General features: G+C 41.6%; 14 protein-coding genes and 1 pseudogene. 13 read left to right on the forward strand and 2 right to left on the reverse strand.

The window, feature by feature from the left end:
- The first annotated feature begins 10 nt into the window (after nt 1-10).
- The 12 genes and pseudogenes from LOC50_RS11795 to LOC50_RS11845 all read left to right on the forward strand — a co-directional run bounded on the left by LOC50_RS11795 (nt 11) and on the right by LOC50_RS11845 (nt 12,955).
- Nucleotides 11-457, forward strand: a complete 447-nt coding sequence (locus tag LOC50_RS11795; protein ID WP_016899740.1) for a GatB/YqeY domain-containing protein — start codon at nt 11-13, stop codon at nt 455-457.
- Nucleotides 458-623: 166 nt separating this feature from the next.
- The gene (gene dnaG / locus LOC50_RS11800) at nt 624-2,375 is read left to right on the forward strand and encodes a DNA primase (RefSeq protein WP_250653267.1); all 1,752 of its coding nucleotides are present in this window, start codon (nt 624-626) and stop codon (nt 2,373-2,375) included.
- A 390-nt stretch (nt 2,376-2,765) separates the two neighbouring features.
- Entirely contained in the window at nt 2,766-4,610 is a 1,845-nt protein-coding gene (gene rpoD, locus LOC50_RS11805; protein WP_028835594.1) for an RNA polymerase sigma factor RpoD, read from the forward strand.
- A gap of 71 nt (nt 4,611-4,681) precedes the next feature.
- Nucleotides 4,682-5,563 (forward strand): 50S ribosomal protein L11 methyltransferase, encoded by an 882-nt coding sequence (prmA, locus tag LOC50_RS11810; protein WP_250653268.1) that lies wholly within the window; start codon nt 4,682-4,684, stop codon nt 5,561-5,563.
- 282 nt (nt 5,564-5,845) lie between these two features.
- Nucleotides 5,846-6,817, forward strand: coding sequence for a tRNA dihydrouridine synthase DusB (gene dusB, locus LOC50_RS11815; RefSeq protein ID WP_171034673.1), 972 nt, complete (start codon nt 5,846-5,848; stop codon nt 6,815-6,817).
- Between the two features lie 19 nt (nt 6,818-6,836).
- Nucleotides 6,837-7,127 (forward strand): DNA-binding transcriptional regulator Fis, encoded by a 291-nt coding sequence (gene fis / locus LOC50_RS11820; protein ID WP_002957804.1) that lies wholly within the window; start codon nt 6,837-6,839, stop codon nt 7,125-7,127.
- Nucleotides 7,128-7,459: 332 nt separating this feature from the next.
- Nucleotides 7,460-9,046 (forward strand): bifunctional phosphoribosylaminoimidazolecarboxamide formyltransferase/IMP cyclohydrolase, encoded by a 1,587-nt coding sequence (gene purH / locus LOC50_RS11825; protein WP_036980255.1) that lies wholly within the window; start codon nt 7,460-7,462, stop codon nt 9,044-9,046.
- Between the two features lie 109 nt (nt 9,047-9,155).
- Complete coding sequence (locus tag LOC50_RS11830; RefSeq protein WP_250653269.1) at nt 9,156-9,974, forward strand: class I SAM-dependent methyltransferase; 819 nt, start codon at nt 9,156-9,158, stop codon at nt 9,972-9,974.
- A gap of 14 nt (nt 9,975-9,988) precedes the next feature.
- Nucleotides 9,989-11,275 carry a phosphoribosylamine--glycine ligase gene (gene purD / locus LOC50_RS11835; RefSeq protein WP_036980257.1) on the forward strand — a complete coding sequence of 429 codons (1,287 nt, stop codon included), beginning with the start codon at nt 9,989-9,991 and terminating at the stop codon, nt 11,273-11,275.
- A gap of 216 nt (nt 11,276-11,491) precedes the next feature.
- A complete protein-coding gene (locus LOC50_RS17500) occupies nt 11,492-11,695 on the forward strand; it encodes a 7TM-DISM domain-containing protein (protein ID WP_350309921.1) in 204 nt (67 codons plus the stop codon).
- A pseudogene (locus tag LOC50_RS11840) lies at nt 11,668-12,118 on the forward strand (EAL domain-containing protein); the annotation flags it as partial. The gene LOC50_RS17500 and the pseudogene LOC50_RS11840, both read left to right, overlap by 28 nt.
- Before the next feature lie 21 nt (nt 12,119-12,139).
- Nucleotides 12,140-12,955: a DUF2797 domain-containing protein gene (locus LOC50_RS11845; RefSeq protein ID WP_250653270.1), complete on the forward strand. Its 816-nt coding sequence runs from the start codon at nt 12,140-12,142 to the stop codon at nt 12,953-12,955.
- Here the strand turns inward: LOC50_RS11845 and LOC50_RS11850 are convergent.
- The gene (locus LOC50_RS11850; RefSeq protein ID WP_250653271.1) at nt 12,928-15,456 is read right to left on the reverse strand and encodes an EAL domain-containing protein; all 2,529 of its coding nucleotides are present in this window, start codon (nt 15,454-15,456) and stop codon (nt 12,928-12,930) included. The two genes, LOC50_RS11845 and LOC50_RS11850, sit on opposite strands and share 28 nt — an antisense overlap.
- A 76-nt stretch (nt 15,457-15,532) precedes the next feature.
- On the opposite strand from LOC50_RS11850, the gene LOC50_RS11855 reads away from it, so the two are divergent.
- Nucleotides 15,533-15,832 carry a DUF4144 family protein gene (locus tag LOC50_RS11855; protein ID WP_069439807.1) on the forward strand — a complete coding sequence of 100 codons (300 nt, stop codon included), beginning with the start codon at nt 15,533-15,535 and terminating at the stop codon, nt 15,830-15,832.
- On the opposite strand, the gene LOC50_RS11860 is transcribed toward LOC50_RS11855, so the two are convergent.
- A complete protein-coding gene (locus LOC50_RS11860; RefSeq protein ID WP_028835586.1) occupies nt 15,812-16,735 on the reverse strand; it encodes a histone deacetylase family protein in 924 nt (307 codons plus the stop codon). The genes LOC50_RS11855 and LOC50_RS11860 overlap by 21 nt on opposite strands.
- Nucleotides 16,736-16,798: the final 63 nt, after the last annotated feature.

Consider the following 16,798-nt stretch of genomic DNA (forward strand, 5'->3'; position numbering starts at 1 on the left):
TCTTGTATAAATGAGCCTTTTAATAACGCTAAAAGATGCGCAAAAAGATGCGATGAGAGCCAAAGACAAACAACGTCTTAACCCTATTCGTATGGTACTTGCTGCAATCAAGCAACGTGAAATTGACGAGCAAATAACACTAGACGACGCAGGTATTACCTCCGTTATAGTGAAGCTTGTTAAACAACGTCGCGACTCTTACACTCAGTACAAAGATGCTGGGCGTGATGATTTAGCTGATATTGAAGCCAATGAAATTACAGCACTTGAAGCTTTTTTACCTCAACAATTGAGTGAAGAAGAAATTATTGCTCTCATTGACGCGGCTATTGCTGATACTAACGCAGCAGGTATGCAAGACATGGGTAAAGTAATGGGTATAATCAAAAGCAAAGCCGAAGGTCGTGCCGATATGGGCAAAATCTCAGGTTTAATTAAGCAACGATTAACTGCCTAATACCCCCACATACATTTAGTATGATTGAAGTAAACCGAGCCTTGAGCTCGGTTTCTTCGTTTAGATATTTTGTACTTCAAAAAATTATGCATTTGTGTTCAAATCTTTGCGTATTATAATTCGTTTTCATCACTTTTCTATTTATCTTAGGGCTGTACTTTAAACAATGGCTGGAAAGATCCCACGCAACTTTATCGATGATTTATTGGCACGAACCGATATTGTCGACCTGATTGACTCAAAGGTAGGGTTGAAAAAAGCGGGCAAAGACTATCAAGCTTGCTGTCCTTTTCATAATGAGAAGTCGCCTTCATTTACCGTATCGCAAGATAAACAGTTTTATCATTGCTTTGGCTGTGGCGCTAACGGCAACGCTATTTCGTTTGTTATGGAGTATGACAAACTCGAGTTTGTTGATGCAATTGAAGAACTAGCCAGTTTACTTAACCTTGATGTTCCTCGCGAACAAGGGAGCAGTAATGGACCAGAGCGCACAGCGGCACAAAAACGTTCAGACTATGATCTAATGCTGCATGCAGCACGCTTTTATCAACATCAGTTAAAACATCACAATAACTCTGAAGCGGTAATCGATTACGTTAAAGGTCGCGGTTTAAGTGGTGCAACCGTTAAAAAGTTTATGATAGGTTATGCGCCCAGCGAATGGGAAGGGCTCTGCCAACAACTTGGGCGAAACCAAGAACAAAAAGAACAATTAGTTGAGCTTAAACTCGCATCTGAGAAAACCCCAGGCAAACAGTTCGACTTTTTCCGTGATCGCTTAATGTTTCCAATTCGTGATAAACGCGGCCGCGTTATTGCTTTTGGTGGGCGAGTAATGAAAGCCGATCAAGGGCCTAAATATTTAAACTCTCCAGAGACACGCATATTTCATAAGGGCTTTGAACTTTATGGCCTTTATGAAGCTAAACAAGCACACAAGAAGCTTGACCATGTACTGATTGTAGAAGGTTATATGGATGTAGTAGCGCTGGCAGAACAAGGTATTGAATATGCCGTAGCAGCCCTTGGTACAGCGACAACCAGCGAGCACATGCACACTTTATTTAGAACCACAGATAAAGTTATTTGTTGCTACGATGGTGACCGTGCAGGTAAAGATGCTGCGTGGCGCGCACTCGAAAATGCGTTGCCTTACTTAAACGATGGCAAAGCACTGCATTTTGTATTTTTACCCGATGGTGAAGACCCTGATTCACTCGTACAACAAGAAGGTAAAGCAGCTTTTGAGCAACGCCTTGAAAACGCAGATGACTTCACTAAAGTGCTGTTTAATAAACTAAGTAAAGAGATTGATTTAACACTAGATTCCGGTAAGGCTAAGTTACTCAGTGCGGCACTGCCCCTGATTGAAAAGATCCCAAGTGAGTTTTACCAAGAAAATATCCTAGAGCAACTTGGCAGATTAATTGGTCGCACTCGTGAGCAACTTAATAATCACTTAAAAACGCCAAAACAGCAGCAAGCAATTGAACGAAAATTTAAAATTACACCCATGCGCCAAGCAATAGGGATTTTAATTCAGCACCCTAACTTAGCTAAAAGTGTGCCCTATTTACCCGATTTAGCTCAAATGAATATTGCGGGTATTGGCTTATTATTGCGACTACAACATCAAGCATTACAAAAAGATGGCATTACCACCGCACAAATTCTTGAATCATTTCGGGGCACCGATGACTACGAGCCTTTAACTAAGTTAGCGACATGGCAACATCAAATAAATGAAGAGCGTTTAGAGACTGTTTTTCAAAATACTTTCAAATTTATTGAAGATCAGTGTTTAAATCATCGACTAGAGACCCTATTAATAAAAGACAAGACACAGGGCCTAAATAGCGACGAACGACTAGAATGTCATTTACTAATGACAGCGTTAAAAACGACTAATAGTTAGGGTCTGTTTATCTTTCGAGGTTAAGTTTACAGCAGTGTGTTTGGTATTTAGACAAGGCAGAGCCTATGTAGTGTGGTTATTTCACATAAATAGGCGATAACGCAGCATAAATGCCAAACACGCGCTGCCCTTTGGGTTCGACCCAAGGGAGGTTTACTCTTTGTTGTTCGGTTTTTACTTAGCCCACTAGGTTACAAACCTCGCGCCGCGATTAAACCACCCTTGGATTGAACAAACTTTAATCCTGAAAGACCAACAGACCCTAGTCAGATTTGATTTAGGCTGTTATACTGTGCTATTCACTGCGTCACATTATTCTGGTTAGCCTTTGAGCAAACTCCATGATGACGCCTGTTGTATCAACTTATCAGAGTGGAAGAAACAATCTCTATGGATCCAACTCCTCAGTCACAATTAAAACTTCTGATTCAAAAAGGTAAAGAGCAAGGTTACTTAACTTTTGCAGAAGTTAATGATCACCTTCCACAAGATATTATCGACTCAGATCAAGTAGAAGATATCATTAGCATGATTAATGACATGGGTATCAAGGTTAGCGAAAACGCGCCTGATGCCGATGAATTAATGATGCAAGAAACCACGACAGACGAAGACGCAGCGGAAGCTGCCGCTGCAGCCCTTGCTACTGTAGAAAAAGAAATTGGCCGTACAACTGACCCTGTTCGCATGTATATGCGTGAAATGGGTACTGTTGAACTTCTTACCCGTGAAGGCGAAATTGTTATCGCTAAGCGCATTGAAGAAGGCATTAACCAAGTTCAAATTTCGGTTGCTGAATACCCAGAAGCGATCACTTACCTACTTGAACAGTGGGATAAGTTTGAAGCAGAAGAGATGCGCCTTAGCGATATTATCTCTGGCTTTTTCGATCCTGATGCAGAAGAAGCACCACCTATTGCTGCCACCAACATTGGTTCTGAATTAAGTGAAAAACAGCTTGATGACAGCGATGATGATGACGATGACAGCGATGATGAAGACGAAGAAGAAGTAGATACAGGTCCAGATCCTGAAGAAGCGCGCATCCATTTCGAAAATTTACGTGATTTATACACCAAAGCACGTGAAACATTCGATAAGAAAGGTCGCTCTCATCCAGAGTCTCAAGCCGCTATTTTAGAAATCGGTGAGCTGTTCAGAACCTTTAAACTCGTGCCTAAACAGTTTGATCGCATGGTTAATAACATGCGTGAAATGATGGACAGAGTTCGCGTTCAAGAACGTCTTATCATGAAGCATGCAGTTCAAGTTTCAAAGCTGCCAAAGAAAACCTTTGTTAAGCATTTTGCAAACAACGAAACTGACACAGCATGGCTTGATATTGAAATTGCAGCAAACGAAAAGCATTCAGCTAAACTTGAAGAAGTGAAGCCTGAAATACTTCGCTGTATTAGCAAACTTACTTCAATGGAAGAAAGCACAGGCTTAAGCATTGAACGTATTAAAGATATAAACCGTCGCATGAGTATTGGTGAAGCGAAAGCGCGCCGTGCTAAAAAAGAGATGGTAGAAGCAAACTTACGTCTTGTAATTTCAATCGCTAAAAAATACACCAACCGTGGTTTACAGTTCTTAGATTTAATCCAAGAAGGTAACATTGGTTTGATGAAAGCGGTTGATAAGTTTGAATACCGTCGTGGTTATAAGTTTTCAACTTATGCTACGTGGTGGATCCGTCAAGCAATTACGCGCTCTATTGCTGACCAAGCAAGAACAATCCGTATTCCAGTACATATGATTGAAACGATCAATAAATTGAATCGTATTTCACGTCAAATGTTACAAGAAATGGGTCGTGAGCCAAATCCAGAAGAATTAGCTGAACGCATGATGATGCCTGAGGATAAAATCCGTAAGGTACTTAAGATTGCAAAAGAGCCAATTTCAATGGAAACACCAATTGGTGATGATGAAGATTCGCACTTAGGTGACTTTATCGAAGATACGACTATTGATTCGCCAATCGATTCGGCAACAATGGAGTCTCTTCGTGGCGCAACTAACGACGTGCTCGCTGGCTTAACAGCCCGTGAAGCGAAAGTACTACGTATGCGTTTTGGTATTGATATGAATACCGACCACACGTTAGAAGAAGTAGGTAAACAGTTTGACGTAACACGTGAACGTATTCGTCAAATTGAGGCGAAGGCACTGCGTAAATTACGTCACCCTTCTCGCTCTGATTTACTGAAAAGCTTTTTAGACGCTAAATAATCTAGCGTTACATTATGAGTTAACTTAAAAGGCCGCTGTAGCGGCCTTTTTTCTATTTCAAGGAAATAAACATGGCTTGGATCCAAATCCGTATCAATGCCAATGCTGCAACTGCTGATGCAGTCAGTGACCTATTAATGGAAGCAGGCAGTGCTTCTGTTACTTTTATTGATGCTAAAGACACGCCTATCTATGAGCCTAAAATTGGCACTGTTGTATTTTGGGCTGACACCACAGTAATTGGCTTGTTCGAAGCTAATCACGATATGAACGCAGTGGTTGCGTTATTAAAACGCCATGATGAGCTAAAAGACAATTTAGTTTACAAAATTGAGCAACTCGAAGATAAAGACTGGGAACGTGAGTGGATGGATAACTTTCACCCTATTCAATTTGGCGAAAAACTCTGGATTTGTCCAAGCTGGCGCGACATTCCAGACCCAGACGCAGTCAATGTACTACTTGATCCTGGTCTTGCTTTTGGTACTGGTACACACGCCACTACAGCACTGTGTTTAAAATGGTTAGAAAGCCAAGACTTAACTGGTAAAACCGTGGTCGATTTTGGCTGTGGCTCAGGCATATTGGGTATTGCAGCAATAAAATTAGGTGCTGAGCGCATGATTGGGATAGACATTGACCCACAAGCGCTGGAAGCAAGCCTAGATAACGCTAATCGCAATGGTGTTGCTGACAAGCTTGAAGTGTACCTTCCAGAAACTCAACCTGAGTTTACTGCTGATATTGTAGTGGCAAATATTTTAGCGCAACCACTTCGTGAGCTTCATAGTGTTATTTTAGGGTTATTAAAGCCAGGCGGTAAAATTGCCATGTCGGGCATTTTAGAAGAACAAGCACAATCGGTTGCTGATATATATGCGCCCTTTATTGAGCTCGATGAAATTGCCATTGAAGGCGATTGGACCCGAGTAAGTGGCATTAAAAAAGCATAATAGTGCGTTATTAAAAAATTTAGAGTATTAACTCAAAAATCGTATCTAAAGCCTGTATTTAACAGGCTTTACTATTTTTTTACATAATAAAAAATAAAGATTTTTTATTATAAAAACAACGACCGTTCAAAATTCACACAAATAAACCGCTTCGTCATACGGTTATCAAATGTCAATACGAAAAGAGCAAAAAAAAGTCACTTTTGTTCAATTTATAGCCTTTGATTTTTGCGCAAAAAGCCGTAAACTTAGCGCCCCTTGAAAAGAGGCCTATTGAATATCGTGCGTATCGGTTCATACCAACTTGAGAATAATGTCATTGTCGCGCCTATGGCGGGCATAACGGACAGACCATTTAGACAGCTATGTCGTCGTTTAGGCGCTGGCCTTGCTGTGTCTGAAATGCTGTCGTCTAATCCGAAGGTTTGGAAAACCGAAAAGTCGATGAACCGAATGGATCATTCTGGTGAGTCGGGTATACGTGCGGTGCAAATTGCAGGAGCAGACCCTGAGCTTATGGCACAGGCCGCACAATTCAATGTTGCAAACGGTGCACAGATCATAGATATCAATATGGGGTGCCCAGCAAAAAAAGTGAACAAGAAACTTGCAGGCTCAGCCTTATTACAGTTTCCAGAACTCGTGGAAGAGATTATTGATGCCGTAGTAAATGCGGTTGATATACCTGTGACACTTAAAATCCGTACCGGATGGGATCAGGACAACCGTAATGGTGTAGAGATTGCAAGAATAGCTGAACGTTATGGCATTGCATCACTGGCTGTGCATGGTCGCACGCGCGCATGTATGTATAAAGGTGATGCTGAGTACGCCACAATTAGGGATATAAAACGTTCAGTGTCGATACCTGTCGTTGCTAATGGTGATATTACATCACCTGAAAAAGCAAAGCAGGTTTTGGACTATACGGGTGCAGATGCCATTATGATTGGTCGAGCCGCCCAAGGTCGCCCTTGGATATTTAGGGAGATAGACCACTATTTGCGAACTGGTGAACATATGCAGCCACCTGCTATTGCAGAGGTGCGCAGTATTTTAATGGAGCATTTAACCAACCTCCATATGTTTTACGGTGAGCCAATGGGAGCACGAATCGCTCGCAAACATGTATCTTGGTATTTGCAAACCCATGACAGTGACGGTCAGTTTAGGCGAGTATTTAATGCGCTCGACAATTCAGAGGCACAGGTCGTCGCATTAGAGCAATACTTTAAAACACTAGCAGCTAACTAAGAAAGAAAGAGACTTTATAATGTTCGAACAAAACGTGACTTCTCCATTTATCACTAACCCTCATGTTCAGTCACACGAGAAACCGCAGCCATTGCGTGATGCAGTGAAAAAAGCTGTTCACCACTACTTAAAGCAGCTTAACGGTCAAGATGTGCAAGACGTTTACGACCTTGTTCTTTCTGAGCTAGAAGCGCCATTGCTTGAAGAAGTAATGACTTACACACGTGGCAATCAAACTCGTGCGGCAATTTTACTAGGTATCAACCGTGGTACTTTACGTAAAAAGCTTAAAAAATACGGTATGAACTGATACCAGCTATATTGAAACCGTAATCATTCTAACGAGCTAAATAAGCCCCTAATTGCGTTAAAAATTTTTTATGTAGAATAACTACACAGCAAAATTTTTGCCTTGTTATTGACTTATTTCTCTGTCGTTATAATTGCTTACTAATCCAATACAGCTGGTATAAAGTATTTTGAGTAAAAAGCACCTTAGGGTGCTTTTTTTATTTGTAAAATTTATTAACGAAATTGCAAAATGCTCACGCTTTATGGGTCGTTATAAGTCGTTTTTTAAGTCGTAATCAGTTAAAATACGCGCTTCTAAGCTAGCTCATTAACTGAGGAAATCAAACTACAATGGATACACATCGTCCTATACGTCGCGCACTTTTGAGTGTGTCAGACAAAACCGGCATTGTTGAATTTGCCCGTGCACTAGAAGCACAAGGTGTTGAAATACTCTCAACTGGCGGCACGTGTAAACTACTTGCTGATAATGCGATTAAAGTTACCGAAGTATCAGATCACACCGGACACCCTGAGATCATGGATGGTCGCGTAAAAACCCTACACCCAAAAATTCATGGCGGTATTCTTGCTCGTCGTGGCCAAGATGAAGGCGTAATGGCAGATAACAATATTTCTGCTATCGACATCGTTGTAGTTAACTTATACCCCTTTGCGAATACTGTCGCTCAAGAAAACTGCAGCCTTGAAGATGCTATAGAAAACATCGATATTGGCGGCCCAACGATGGTACGTGCGGCAGCTAAAAATCACAAAGATGTGACGATTGTTGTTAACGCAAACGACTACGACCGTGTTATTAGCGAAATGCAAAATAACAATGGCTCAACAACCTACAAAACTCGCTTTGACTTAGCTATTGCAGCGTATGAGCATACAGCGCAGTACGATGGCATGATTGCTAACTACTTCGGTAAAATGGTTCCTGATTACACAGAGGAAGCTGCTATCGATACTAAGTTCCCGCGTACTATCAATATGCAATTCACTAAAAAACAAGATATGCGTTACGGTGAAAATTCGCATCAAGATGCCGCGTTTTATGTTGAAAACGACATCTCTGAAGCGTCAGTGGCGACAGCCACTCAACTGCAAGGTAAAGCATTATCGTTTAACAATATTGCCGACACCGATGCCGCACTTGAGTGTGTTAAAGAATTTGATGTACCGGCGTGTGTTATTGTAAAACATGCTAATCCATGTGGTGTTTCAATTGGCGAAAATATCTTAGAAGCATACGATCGCGCCTTCAAAACTGATCCAACGTCAGCGTTTGGCGGCATTATTGCTTTTAACCAAGAACTTGATGCTAAGACTGCACAAGCGATTGTTGAACGTCAATTTGTTGAAGTTATTATTGCGCCAAGCGTGAGTGCAGAAGCCGCTCAAATAGTATCAGCTAAACAAAACGTACGTTTATTAGAGTGTGGTGAGTTCTCTGCTAAAGGCACAGGCCATGACATTAAACGTGTTAATGGCGGTGTACTTATTCAAGACCGTGATTTAGGTATGGTAACGCAAGGCGACTTAACGGTTGTCTCTAAGCGCCAGCCTTCTGAGCAAGAACTTAAAGACTTACTGTTCTGTTGGAAAGTGGCTAAATTTGTTAAATCAAACGCCATTGTTTATGCCCGCGACGGTATGACTATTGGTGTTGGCGCAGGCCAAATGAGCCGCGTTTACTCAGCTAAAATTGCCGGTATTAAAGCCGCTGATGAAAACCTTGAAGTAAAAGGCTCGGTAATGGCATCAGATGCATTTTTCCCATTCCGTGATGGCATTGATGCTGCAGCCGCAGCAGGTATTACCGCGGTTATTCAACCGGGTGGTTCAATGCGCGATGAAGAAGTAATTGCTGCCGCTGACGAAGCTGGTATGGCAATGGTGTTTACCGGTATGCGCCACTTCCGTCATTAATCGCATAAAGAGCTAACGGGTTCAGTTAGCTCTTTTTGTTTGCACCAAATTCACGTATTCTGCTTATTCTATAACCATGACTAACAATTATAATGTGAAGGATTAGACGATGAAATTTGCACTAAAATCTCTACTGGTTGCCACACTGTCATTAAGCTCAACAATGGTATTGGCACACAACCATGGCCACGACTCAGCATTAACAAATGCAGTTAAAGCAAGCGAGCGTAGCAGTGAGCGCGATCAATACCGCAATCCTGTAGAAACACTCGAATTTTTTGGCTTTAAACCATCTATGACCGTGGTAGAAATTGCCCCAGGTGGTGGTTGGTACAGTGAAATTTTAGCGCCAGCGCTGAAAGAGCAAGGCACCTATTATGCTGCGCACTTCCCTGCTGATTCATCGGTTGGTTATTACCAACGTTCTCTTGCTGGCTTTAAGGCTAAAATCGCTGAAGATACCCGCTTTAGTCACGTTAAACTCACTGAGTTTGCCCCTTCTACACATTTAGATATTGCTCCTGCGGCTAGCGCCGATATGGTACTGACTTTTCGTAATGTTCATAACTGGTACATGAGCAAAGATAAAGAAGCTGCAAGCAATGCGTTTAAGTCTTTTTACAAAGCACTTAAACCTGGCGGCACTTTAGGTGTGGTTGAACACCGCCTACCAGAAGAGCAAGATGATGAGATGCAAAAATCATCAGGTTATATGAAGCAAAGTGTAGTTATTGCACTTGCTGAACAAGCAGGTTTTGAACTTGAAGCAAAAAGCGATATTAATGCAAACCCTCTTGATACAGCCGATCACCCTAAAGGGGTATGGACCCTTCCACCGAGCCTTAGACTTGGCGAGCAAGATGCCGCTAAATATAAAGCCATAGGTGAAAGCGACCGTATGACGCTGAAATTTAAAAAACCGCTTTAAATAGGATATTCGCCATGAATGTATTAGTCATTGGCAGCGGCGGCCGCGAACACGCACTTGCGTTCAAAGCCGCTCAAAATACAAAAGTAAACACTGTTTATGTTGCTCCAGGTAATGCGGGCACAGCTCTTGAGCCAAAACTTGAGAACGTAGCAATTAACGTTGAAGACCTTGATGGGCTACTTAGCTTTGCCCAACAAAATAATGTTGAGCTAACCATTGTTGGCCCTGAAGTGCCACTAGTATTAGGTGTTGTTGATAAGTTCCGTGAACACGGCTTAGCTATTTTTGGCCCAACCGCCGGTGCAGCCCAGCTTGAAGGGTCTAAATCGTTCACTAAAGACTTTTTAGCACGTCATGCTATCCCAACCGCTGATTACCAAACGTTTGAACAAATCGACCCTGCGCTTGCCTACTTAAAAGAGAAAGGCGCACCGATTGTTATTAAAGCCGATGGTTTAGCGGCTGGTAAAGGCGTTATTGTTGCCATGACCGAACGCGATGCTGAAGAGGCTATTCGCGATATGCTTGCGGGTAATGCCTTTGGTGACGCCGGTAGTCGTGTAGTCATTGAAGAGTTTTTAGAAGGTGAAGAAGCGTCGTTTATTGTCATGGTTGATGGTAAAAACGTACTGCCGTTTGCAACCAGCCAAGACCATAAACGCGCTTACAATGGCGATCAAGGTCCTAACACCGGTGGTATGGGTGCATACTCACCAGCGCCTGTAGTAACCGATGAAATTCATCAGCGCATTATGAACGAAGTGATCTACCCAACGGTAGAAGGTATGGCTAGCGAAGGCCATCCGTACACTGGCTTTTTGTATGCAGGCTTGATGATAGATGAGACAGGTACACCAAAGGTTATTGAATATAACTGTCGTTTTGGCGATCCTGAAACACAACCTATGATGCTACGCTTACAATCAGACTTAGTTGAATTAATTGAAGCTGCTAACCGTGTAGAGCTTGATAAAACCACCATTGAGTTTGATTCACGCGCTGCAGTAGGTGTTGTTTTAGCCGCTAAAGGCTACCCTGATAACTACCCGAAAGGCGATGCTATTAGTGGCTTGAAAGTAACTTACCCTGAAGGCGAAAAAGTCTTCCATGCAGGGACTAAGCAAGACGGCGATAACGTAGTGACTGCCGGTGGTCGTGTACTGTGTGCTACTGCACTGGGTAATACAGTTACACAAGCGCAGCAGCGTGCCTATAAACTGGTTGATGAAATCAACTGGGATGGCATGGAGTACCGTACTGACATTGCTTATCGCGCAATTGCTCGTGAACAATCATAACGATTGATAACTAACGAGTAAATTTTATAAAAGCGCAGATTATCTGCGCTTTTTACTGCTACACTATAAAAAAGTAATCTGGACATAGATTAATATTGGAATTTAAAATTTTACGCTATCATGCCATCACGCTATACCATAGATAAAATAACCTCTGTTTACCTCGATTATGCGTATTACATAGACAAAAGCAAAACACAAAGTTTTGCAGAAGTAATGACCAAGCAGGCGCTATTTACACAGCAAGAATTTAACGATATACCTTGGAGCTTTGAACAGCAAAATTATTGGTTACGCCTCGATTTAGAAAATAAAAGCAGCCAACAAGAAGATGTGGTTGCCCACTTTGATAACCCGATGGTAGATCATCTCACCATATATCGGCTCAATAAAAGTATCAGGTTGCCCCTCATTTATTGAAGTTTGAGCTGACTGAATCGGCGTTTGTCGAAAATCAAGATGCGTTAGTCACCTTAGTTGGTGAACTTGCCACACTGGGCGTTAAGGTGATGTTAGACGACTTTGGTACTGATTATTCATCATTTAGCTACTTAGTTAACTATCACTTTAGTGAACTTAAAGTAGATAAGTCGTTTGTGTTTGATTTAACCGATAACCGGGCTCATCAGGTCATTGTGCAAATAGCCATAGATATAGCGCATAACTTGGGCCTTACTATCACGATTGAGGGAGTAGAAACTCAAGAAGTTCACCAGCTGATCAACACTATGAAAGCTGACCCGTACCCAAGGCTATTTGTACGCAAAAGCACTCTCTTATGATAATTATTTAGACTTCTTGAACAGCCAATACCGCCTAAAAATGTTAAACTCCCCTTTTTAACATCTTTGGGGCCAAGTAAAGATGCAAGGTACACTGCGCAAATTAAAGTCGAGCTTAACAGAACCCGTTCAATATCATTTACCTGTAGGTGATGAACTGGTTGATTTAAATGCTTTAATAGGTAAACAATTGACTCTCACTTTTAGTGGCACAATTTTGTGTTCTAACTGTGGTAAAAAAACTAAAAAAAGCTATTCTCAAGGGCATTGCTTTGTATGTATGCGCAAGCTTGCAAGTTGCGACATGTGTATCATGAAACCTGAAACCTGCCATTACGATCAAGGCACCTGTCGCGAGCCACAGTGGGGTGAAGAAAACTGCATGATCCCGCATTATGTGTATCTAGCTAATACATCAGGGTTAAAAGTAGGCATTACTCGCTACACACAAATACCTACCCGTTGGATTGACCAAGGGGCAACCCAAGCATTACCTATTTTTAAAGTACAAACTCGTTTACAGTCGGGCTTAGTGGAAGTGGCGCTCGCGCAGTTTATTGCTGATAAAACCAATTGGCGCAATATGCTCAAAGGACAAAACGACGTTCTTGATTTAAAAGCAGCGGCTGCTGAGCTTATTCCACAAATTAGCGAAAAACTAACCGAGCTGAGTGAATTATTTGGCGCAACCGCTATTGAACAGCTTGACCAAGACGTTGTGCATCTTGATTTTCCTGTAAGCGAATACCCAAGTAAAATTAGCTCATTTAACTTTGATAAAAACCCCGTTGTTAGCGGTATTTTACAAGGCATTAAAGGCCAATATTTAATTTTTGATAACGGCGTTATTAATATTCGTAAGTTCACCTCTTATGAAGTGAGTGTAGACTCAGAATAATCTTTTGCTGCTTGGTTATAAAATGCTATCCACTGCTGCTGCGTTAATGGATGGCAATAATAATAGCCCTGAATAACATTGCAGCCTATTTCGACTAAGTGTGCCTCTTGCGAGGCATGCTCAACGCCCTCAGCAACCACATCCAATCCTAAACTTGTCGCCATGGCTATAATGGCCGCCACAATTTGGCTATTGCCATACTCATCAGGAATCTTAGCAATAAAGCTCGCATCAATTTTTAATGTGTTAAACGGTAATTTGGTTAAATAACTGAGTGCAGAATACCCCGTACCAAAATCATCCAGCGCAATATGCACGCCCAGCGCTTTGAGCTGTTGTAGTTGCTCTTTTGCCTGTGAAAACGAGCTAATAAAGCTGCTTTCGGTCAGCTCAATTTCAAGTAAGCTGCCAGGTAATTGGTAACGAGTAAGCATCGCTTTAATATTATCAGCCAACTTACCTTGGCTTAAATGACACGCAGATACATTAATCGCTAAACGTCCGGCATCAATCCCCTGCGCTTGCCAAAGGGTTAACTCTTTACCTGCTTGGTTTATAACCCATAAATCTAAACGCACCACTAAACCTAGCTCTTCAGCAAGCGGAATAAACTGCGCCGGTGAAATAGTGCCTAAATCAGGGTCATGCCAACGCAGCAGTGCTTCAGCTCCCATAATCAACCCTGTTTTTAAACATTTTTTAGGCTGAAAATAAAGCTCAAACTCATCATTTTCGAGTGCATGCTGAAACCGGCTCATCATCGCTAAACGCTCTAAAGATCGGGCATTCATTGACGGTTGAAACAACTGAAACGAATTGCGACCGACATCTTTTGAGCGATACATGGCAATATCAGCATGCTTTAATAATGTTTCACTGTCTAAGCCATCATCAGGGTAAACAGCCGCCCCTATGGACGCAGTAACACCAACCTCAAAGCCTTCAAGCTTAAACGGTGTATTTAAGTGATTTAAAATACTCTCAGCAAGGGTGATAGCACCTTCTACATTATTTATTTCGCATAATACAACAAACTCATCTCCCCCTAATCGCGCCAGCGTATCACCCTCATTTAAGCTATTGATGATGCGCTCTGATACTAATTTTAATAGCATGTCACCGGCATTGTGACCTAAGCTGTCATTCACCTCTTTAAAACGGTCAAGGTCAATAAACATTACCGCTAGCATCTGTTTATCTCTGTGCGCTGAGGCCAGTGCCATAGAAAGTCTATCGTTAAATAAACGCCGGTTAGGTAAGCCAGTTAGCTCATCAAAATACGCTAACTGCACCACTTTTTCTTCTGCGCTTTTTCGCTCAGTTATGTCACTAAAAATAGCGGCGTAAATCACCTCACTATGACTTGGCTCTTTTATTTCTATAATACTGAGCCACTCAATATAAATATCGCCAGATTTTTTACAATTATGAATTTCCCCCTGCCATACCCCTGTTTTGGCAAGCGAATCCCACATTTTTATATAAAAGTTTTTATCATGACGCCCTGAACTCAACATATTGGGTCGCTTACCAATCACCTCATATTCTTTGTAACCGGTTAAATGGGTAAATGCAGGGTTTACTTGCATAATCACTCCATTCGAGTCGGTGATCATGATGCCATCTAGAGAGGAGTCGATAATTTTATTGGCTAAAAATAAATTACGCTGTGAGTGCTGCAGTGCAATATCACGCTGCTGAAGTACTTTTTCAAGCTCACAACAATAAGCCGTTTCAATTTCATTAATTAAGTTTTCAAGCGACAACACGCCATTAATTTGATCGTTTTCGCTAACCACTAAATGCCGAATATTACTTTCCGACATCAACCTGTAAGCATCAAAAAGGCTGTCTTGGGGGCTTATCTGATAAAGGGGGCGACTGGCTAAATCCCAACAAACAAGATGATTATGCTGCTCGGTGATGAGCTTTAGTAAGTCGCGCTGAGTAATAATGCCATGAACATTTTCATCCTCATTAAACACCAAAATCACTTTCTCTGCGTATTCACGCATCATGCCCACCGCGTCATTGATTGCCAATGAACTCGGTACTATCCGTATGTTTTTATTATATTGATCATTAATAGGTCTAAATTGTAAGTAATGCTCTAGCCCTTGATTGTTTACAATATCTGTAATGCTGATCACGCCGCTGGGAATGTCATTTGTATCGGTTACTAACAAATGCCTTACACCCTGCTTATTAAACACCATGGCCGTCTCGGTTAATAATTGTTGACTGGGCACACTTAATACAGGGCTCGACATAACGCTTTCAATCGCTAACTGCCTAAGTGAGTGATTAGAAAAGTTAAGTGTTAAACAATCGGTTTCAGTCCATACGCCTATTATTTGTTGCTGTTGTTTTACAAAAATAGCGCTAACATTATGCGCTCGCATTAGTTTCACCGCCTCAATTAAAGGGGTATCCTTAGCGCAGGCGATCACCTTATTGGTAAAAACATCGCATACTTTTTGATAGCGGCTAGTGTGAGGCATTGCTTCTACTTCCAAAATTAAACCAATTAATGACTATAAATTATTCAGTAAAAAACAATTTGATTTAGGACAATAGATGAGCATCAGTTACCCACAAATTATTATTTATAATGATGAAATTGAGCTAATGGAGCACGCCAATGATTTACACGACTTTATTTACACTATGGAAGCAAGTGAGCAGCAAAAAGTTATTATTTTAGATAAGGTTAGTGGCTATCAAAGCTTGAGCGGCCATTCGCTCACGGCGCTCAGTGCAAGCCAATTAGCAGAGCTAGTAAAAGAATATTTAGCAAAAGAAGGGCAATGCTGCTTAAGTAAAATAGAGCAGCTAACTCCAGATCAGGCATTCAGGTTACTCGCCGAAATCAACTAGCGCTTTAACGTGTGCAATCGCGCTGCGCCCGAGTGCCGACAGTGAGTATCCTCCCTCTAAATAAGAAATAATACCTAAACAATGATGCTGTTGGCTAAATTGCGCTAACTGCTCAGTAAGCCATATATAATCACTTTCAACAAACTTAAGACTGGCCATGTCATCTTCTAAATGTGCGTCAAATCCCGCGCTTATAAAAAGTAGCTCAGGCTTAAACTCTGTCAATTTTGGTAGCCATTGTTGCTCATAAAGTGCTTTTAAATCAGCACCATCACTAGCTATCGGTAAAGGTGAATTTACCAGTGTGGCATTATTTTTAATGGCGGTATTAGGGTAAAATGGATATTGAAATAACGAGCACAGCAACACATTTTCATCATCCATAAAAATATCTTGAGTCCCATTACCATGGTGTACGTCAAAATCAACAATGGCAATGCGTTTTACCCCTTTGCTTTGTGCATATTTAACTGCAATCGCAAGGTTATTAAACACACAAAAACCAGAAGAGCTATCTCGGTTAGCGTGATGTCCTGGCGGGCGTACTGAACAAAACGCAGCGTCTAACTTACCCTCTAAAATCTCATCAACAGCGAGTAACCCTGCTCCGACTGCACGCTCAATGGCCTTTAAAGAGTCGGGGCATAACCACGTATCTCCATCAAGATCGCTGAGCCCTTCGTTTGGGATCATGTCTTCTACATGCTTAATATGCTGCTCACTGTGCGCCAATAAATAATGTTCGCGCAGTGCTTTAGGGGCTTGTTTTTGCTCTATAGCCACATCCAGTCCACTAGCAAGTAAACGGTCATTAATCGCATCTAAACGCTCTGGGCATTCTGGATGATCTTCAATCATTTTATGTTTACGACAGTGAGGATGAGAAATAATCGCAGTGCGCATAGCTAACTCCAAATATAAGTTGCTTAACGAGTATAACAAAGCCACCTTGTGGTGGCTTTGCGA

Source organism: Pseudoalteromonas sp. SCSIO 43095 (genome assembly GCF_023650455.1).
GTDB lineage: Bacteria > Pseudomonadota > Gammaproteobacteria > Enterobacterales > Alteromonadaceae > Pseudoalteromonas > Pseudoalteromonas tetraodonis.

What these genes read in the sequence shown, in the direction of transcription:
- LOC50_RS11795 (WP_016899740.1), top strand. Translation starts at nt 11, where the DNA reads ATGAGCCTTTTAATAACGCTAAAAGATGCGCAAAAAGATGCGATGAGA.
- dnaG (WP_250653267.1), top strand. Translation starts at nt 624, where the DNA reads ATGGCTGGAAAGATCCCACGCAACTTTATCGATGATTTATTGGCACGA.
- rpoD (WP_028835594.1), top strand. Translation starts at nt 2,766, where the DNA reads ATGGATCCAACTCCTCAGTCACAATTAAAACTTCTGATTCAAAAAGGT.
- prmA (WP_250653268.1), top strand. Translation starts at nt 4,682, where the DNA reads ATGGCTTGGATCCAAATCCGTATCAATGCCAATGCTGCAACTGCTGAT.
- fis (WP_002957804.1), top strand. Translation starts at nt 6,837, where the DNA reads ATGTTCGAACAAAACGTGACTTCTCCATTTATCACTAACCCTCATGTT.
- purH (WP_036980255.1), top strand. Translation starts at nt 7,460, where the DNA reads ATGGATACACATCGTCCTATACGTCGCGCACTTTTGAGTGTGTCAGAC.
- LOC50_RS11830 (WP_250653269.1), top strand. Translation starts at nt 9,156, where the DNA reads ATGAAATTTGCACTAAAATCTCTACTGGTTGCCACACTGTCATTAAGC.
- purD (WP_036980257.1), top strand. Translation starts at nt 9,989, where the DNA reads ATGAATGTATTAGTCATTGGCAGCGGCGGCCGCGAACACGCACTTGCG.
- LOC50_RS17500 (WP_350309921.1), top strand. Translation starts at nt 11,492, where the DNA reads ATGACCAAGCAGGCGCTATTTACACAGCAAGAATTTAACGATATACCT.
- LOC50_RS11845 (WP_250653270.1), top strand. Translation starts at nt 12,140, where the DNA reads ATGCAAGGTACACTGCGCAAATTAAAGTCGAGCTTAACAGAACCCGTT.
- LOC50_RS11850 (WP_250653271.1), bottom strand. Translation starts at nt 15,456, where the DNA reads ATGCCTCACACTAGCCGCTATCAAAAAGTATGCGATGTTTTTACCAAT.
- LOC50_RS11855 (WP_069439807.1), top strand. Translation starts at nt 15,533, where the DNA reads ATGAGCATCAGTTACCCACAAATTATTATTTATAATGATGAAATTGAG.
- LOC50_RS11860 (WP_028835586.1), bottom strand. Translation starts at nt 16,735, where the DNA reads ATGCGCACTGCGATTATTTCTCATCCTCACTGTCGTAAACATAAAATG.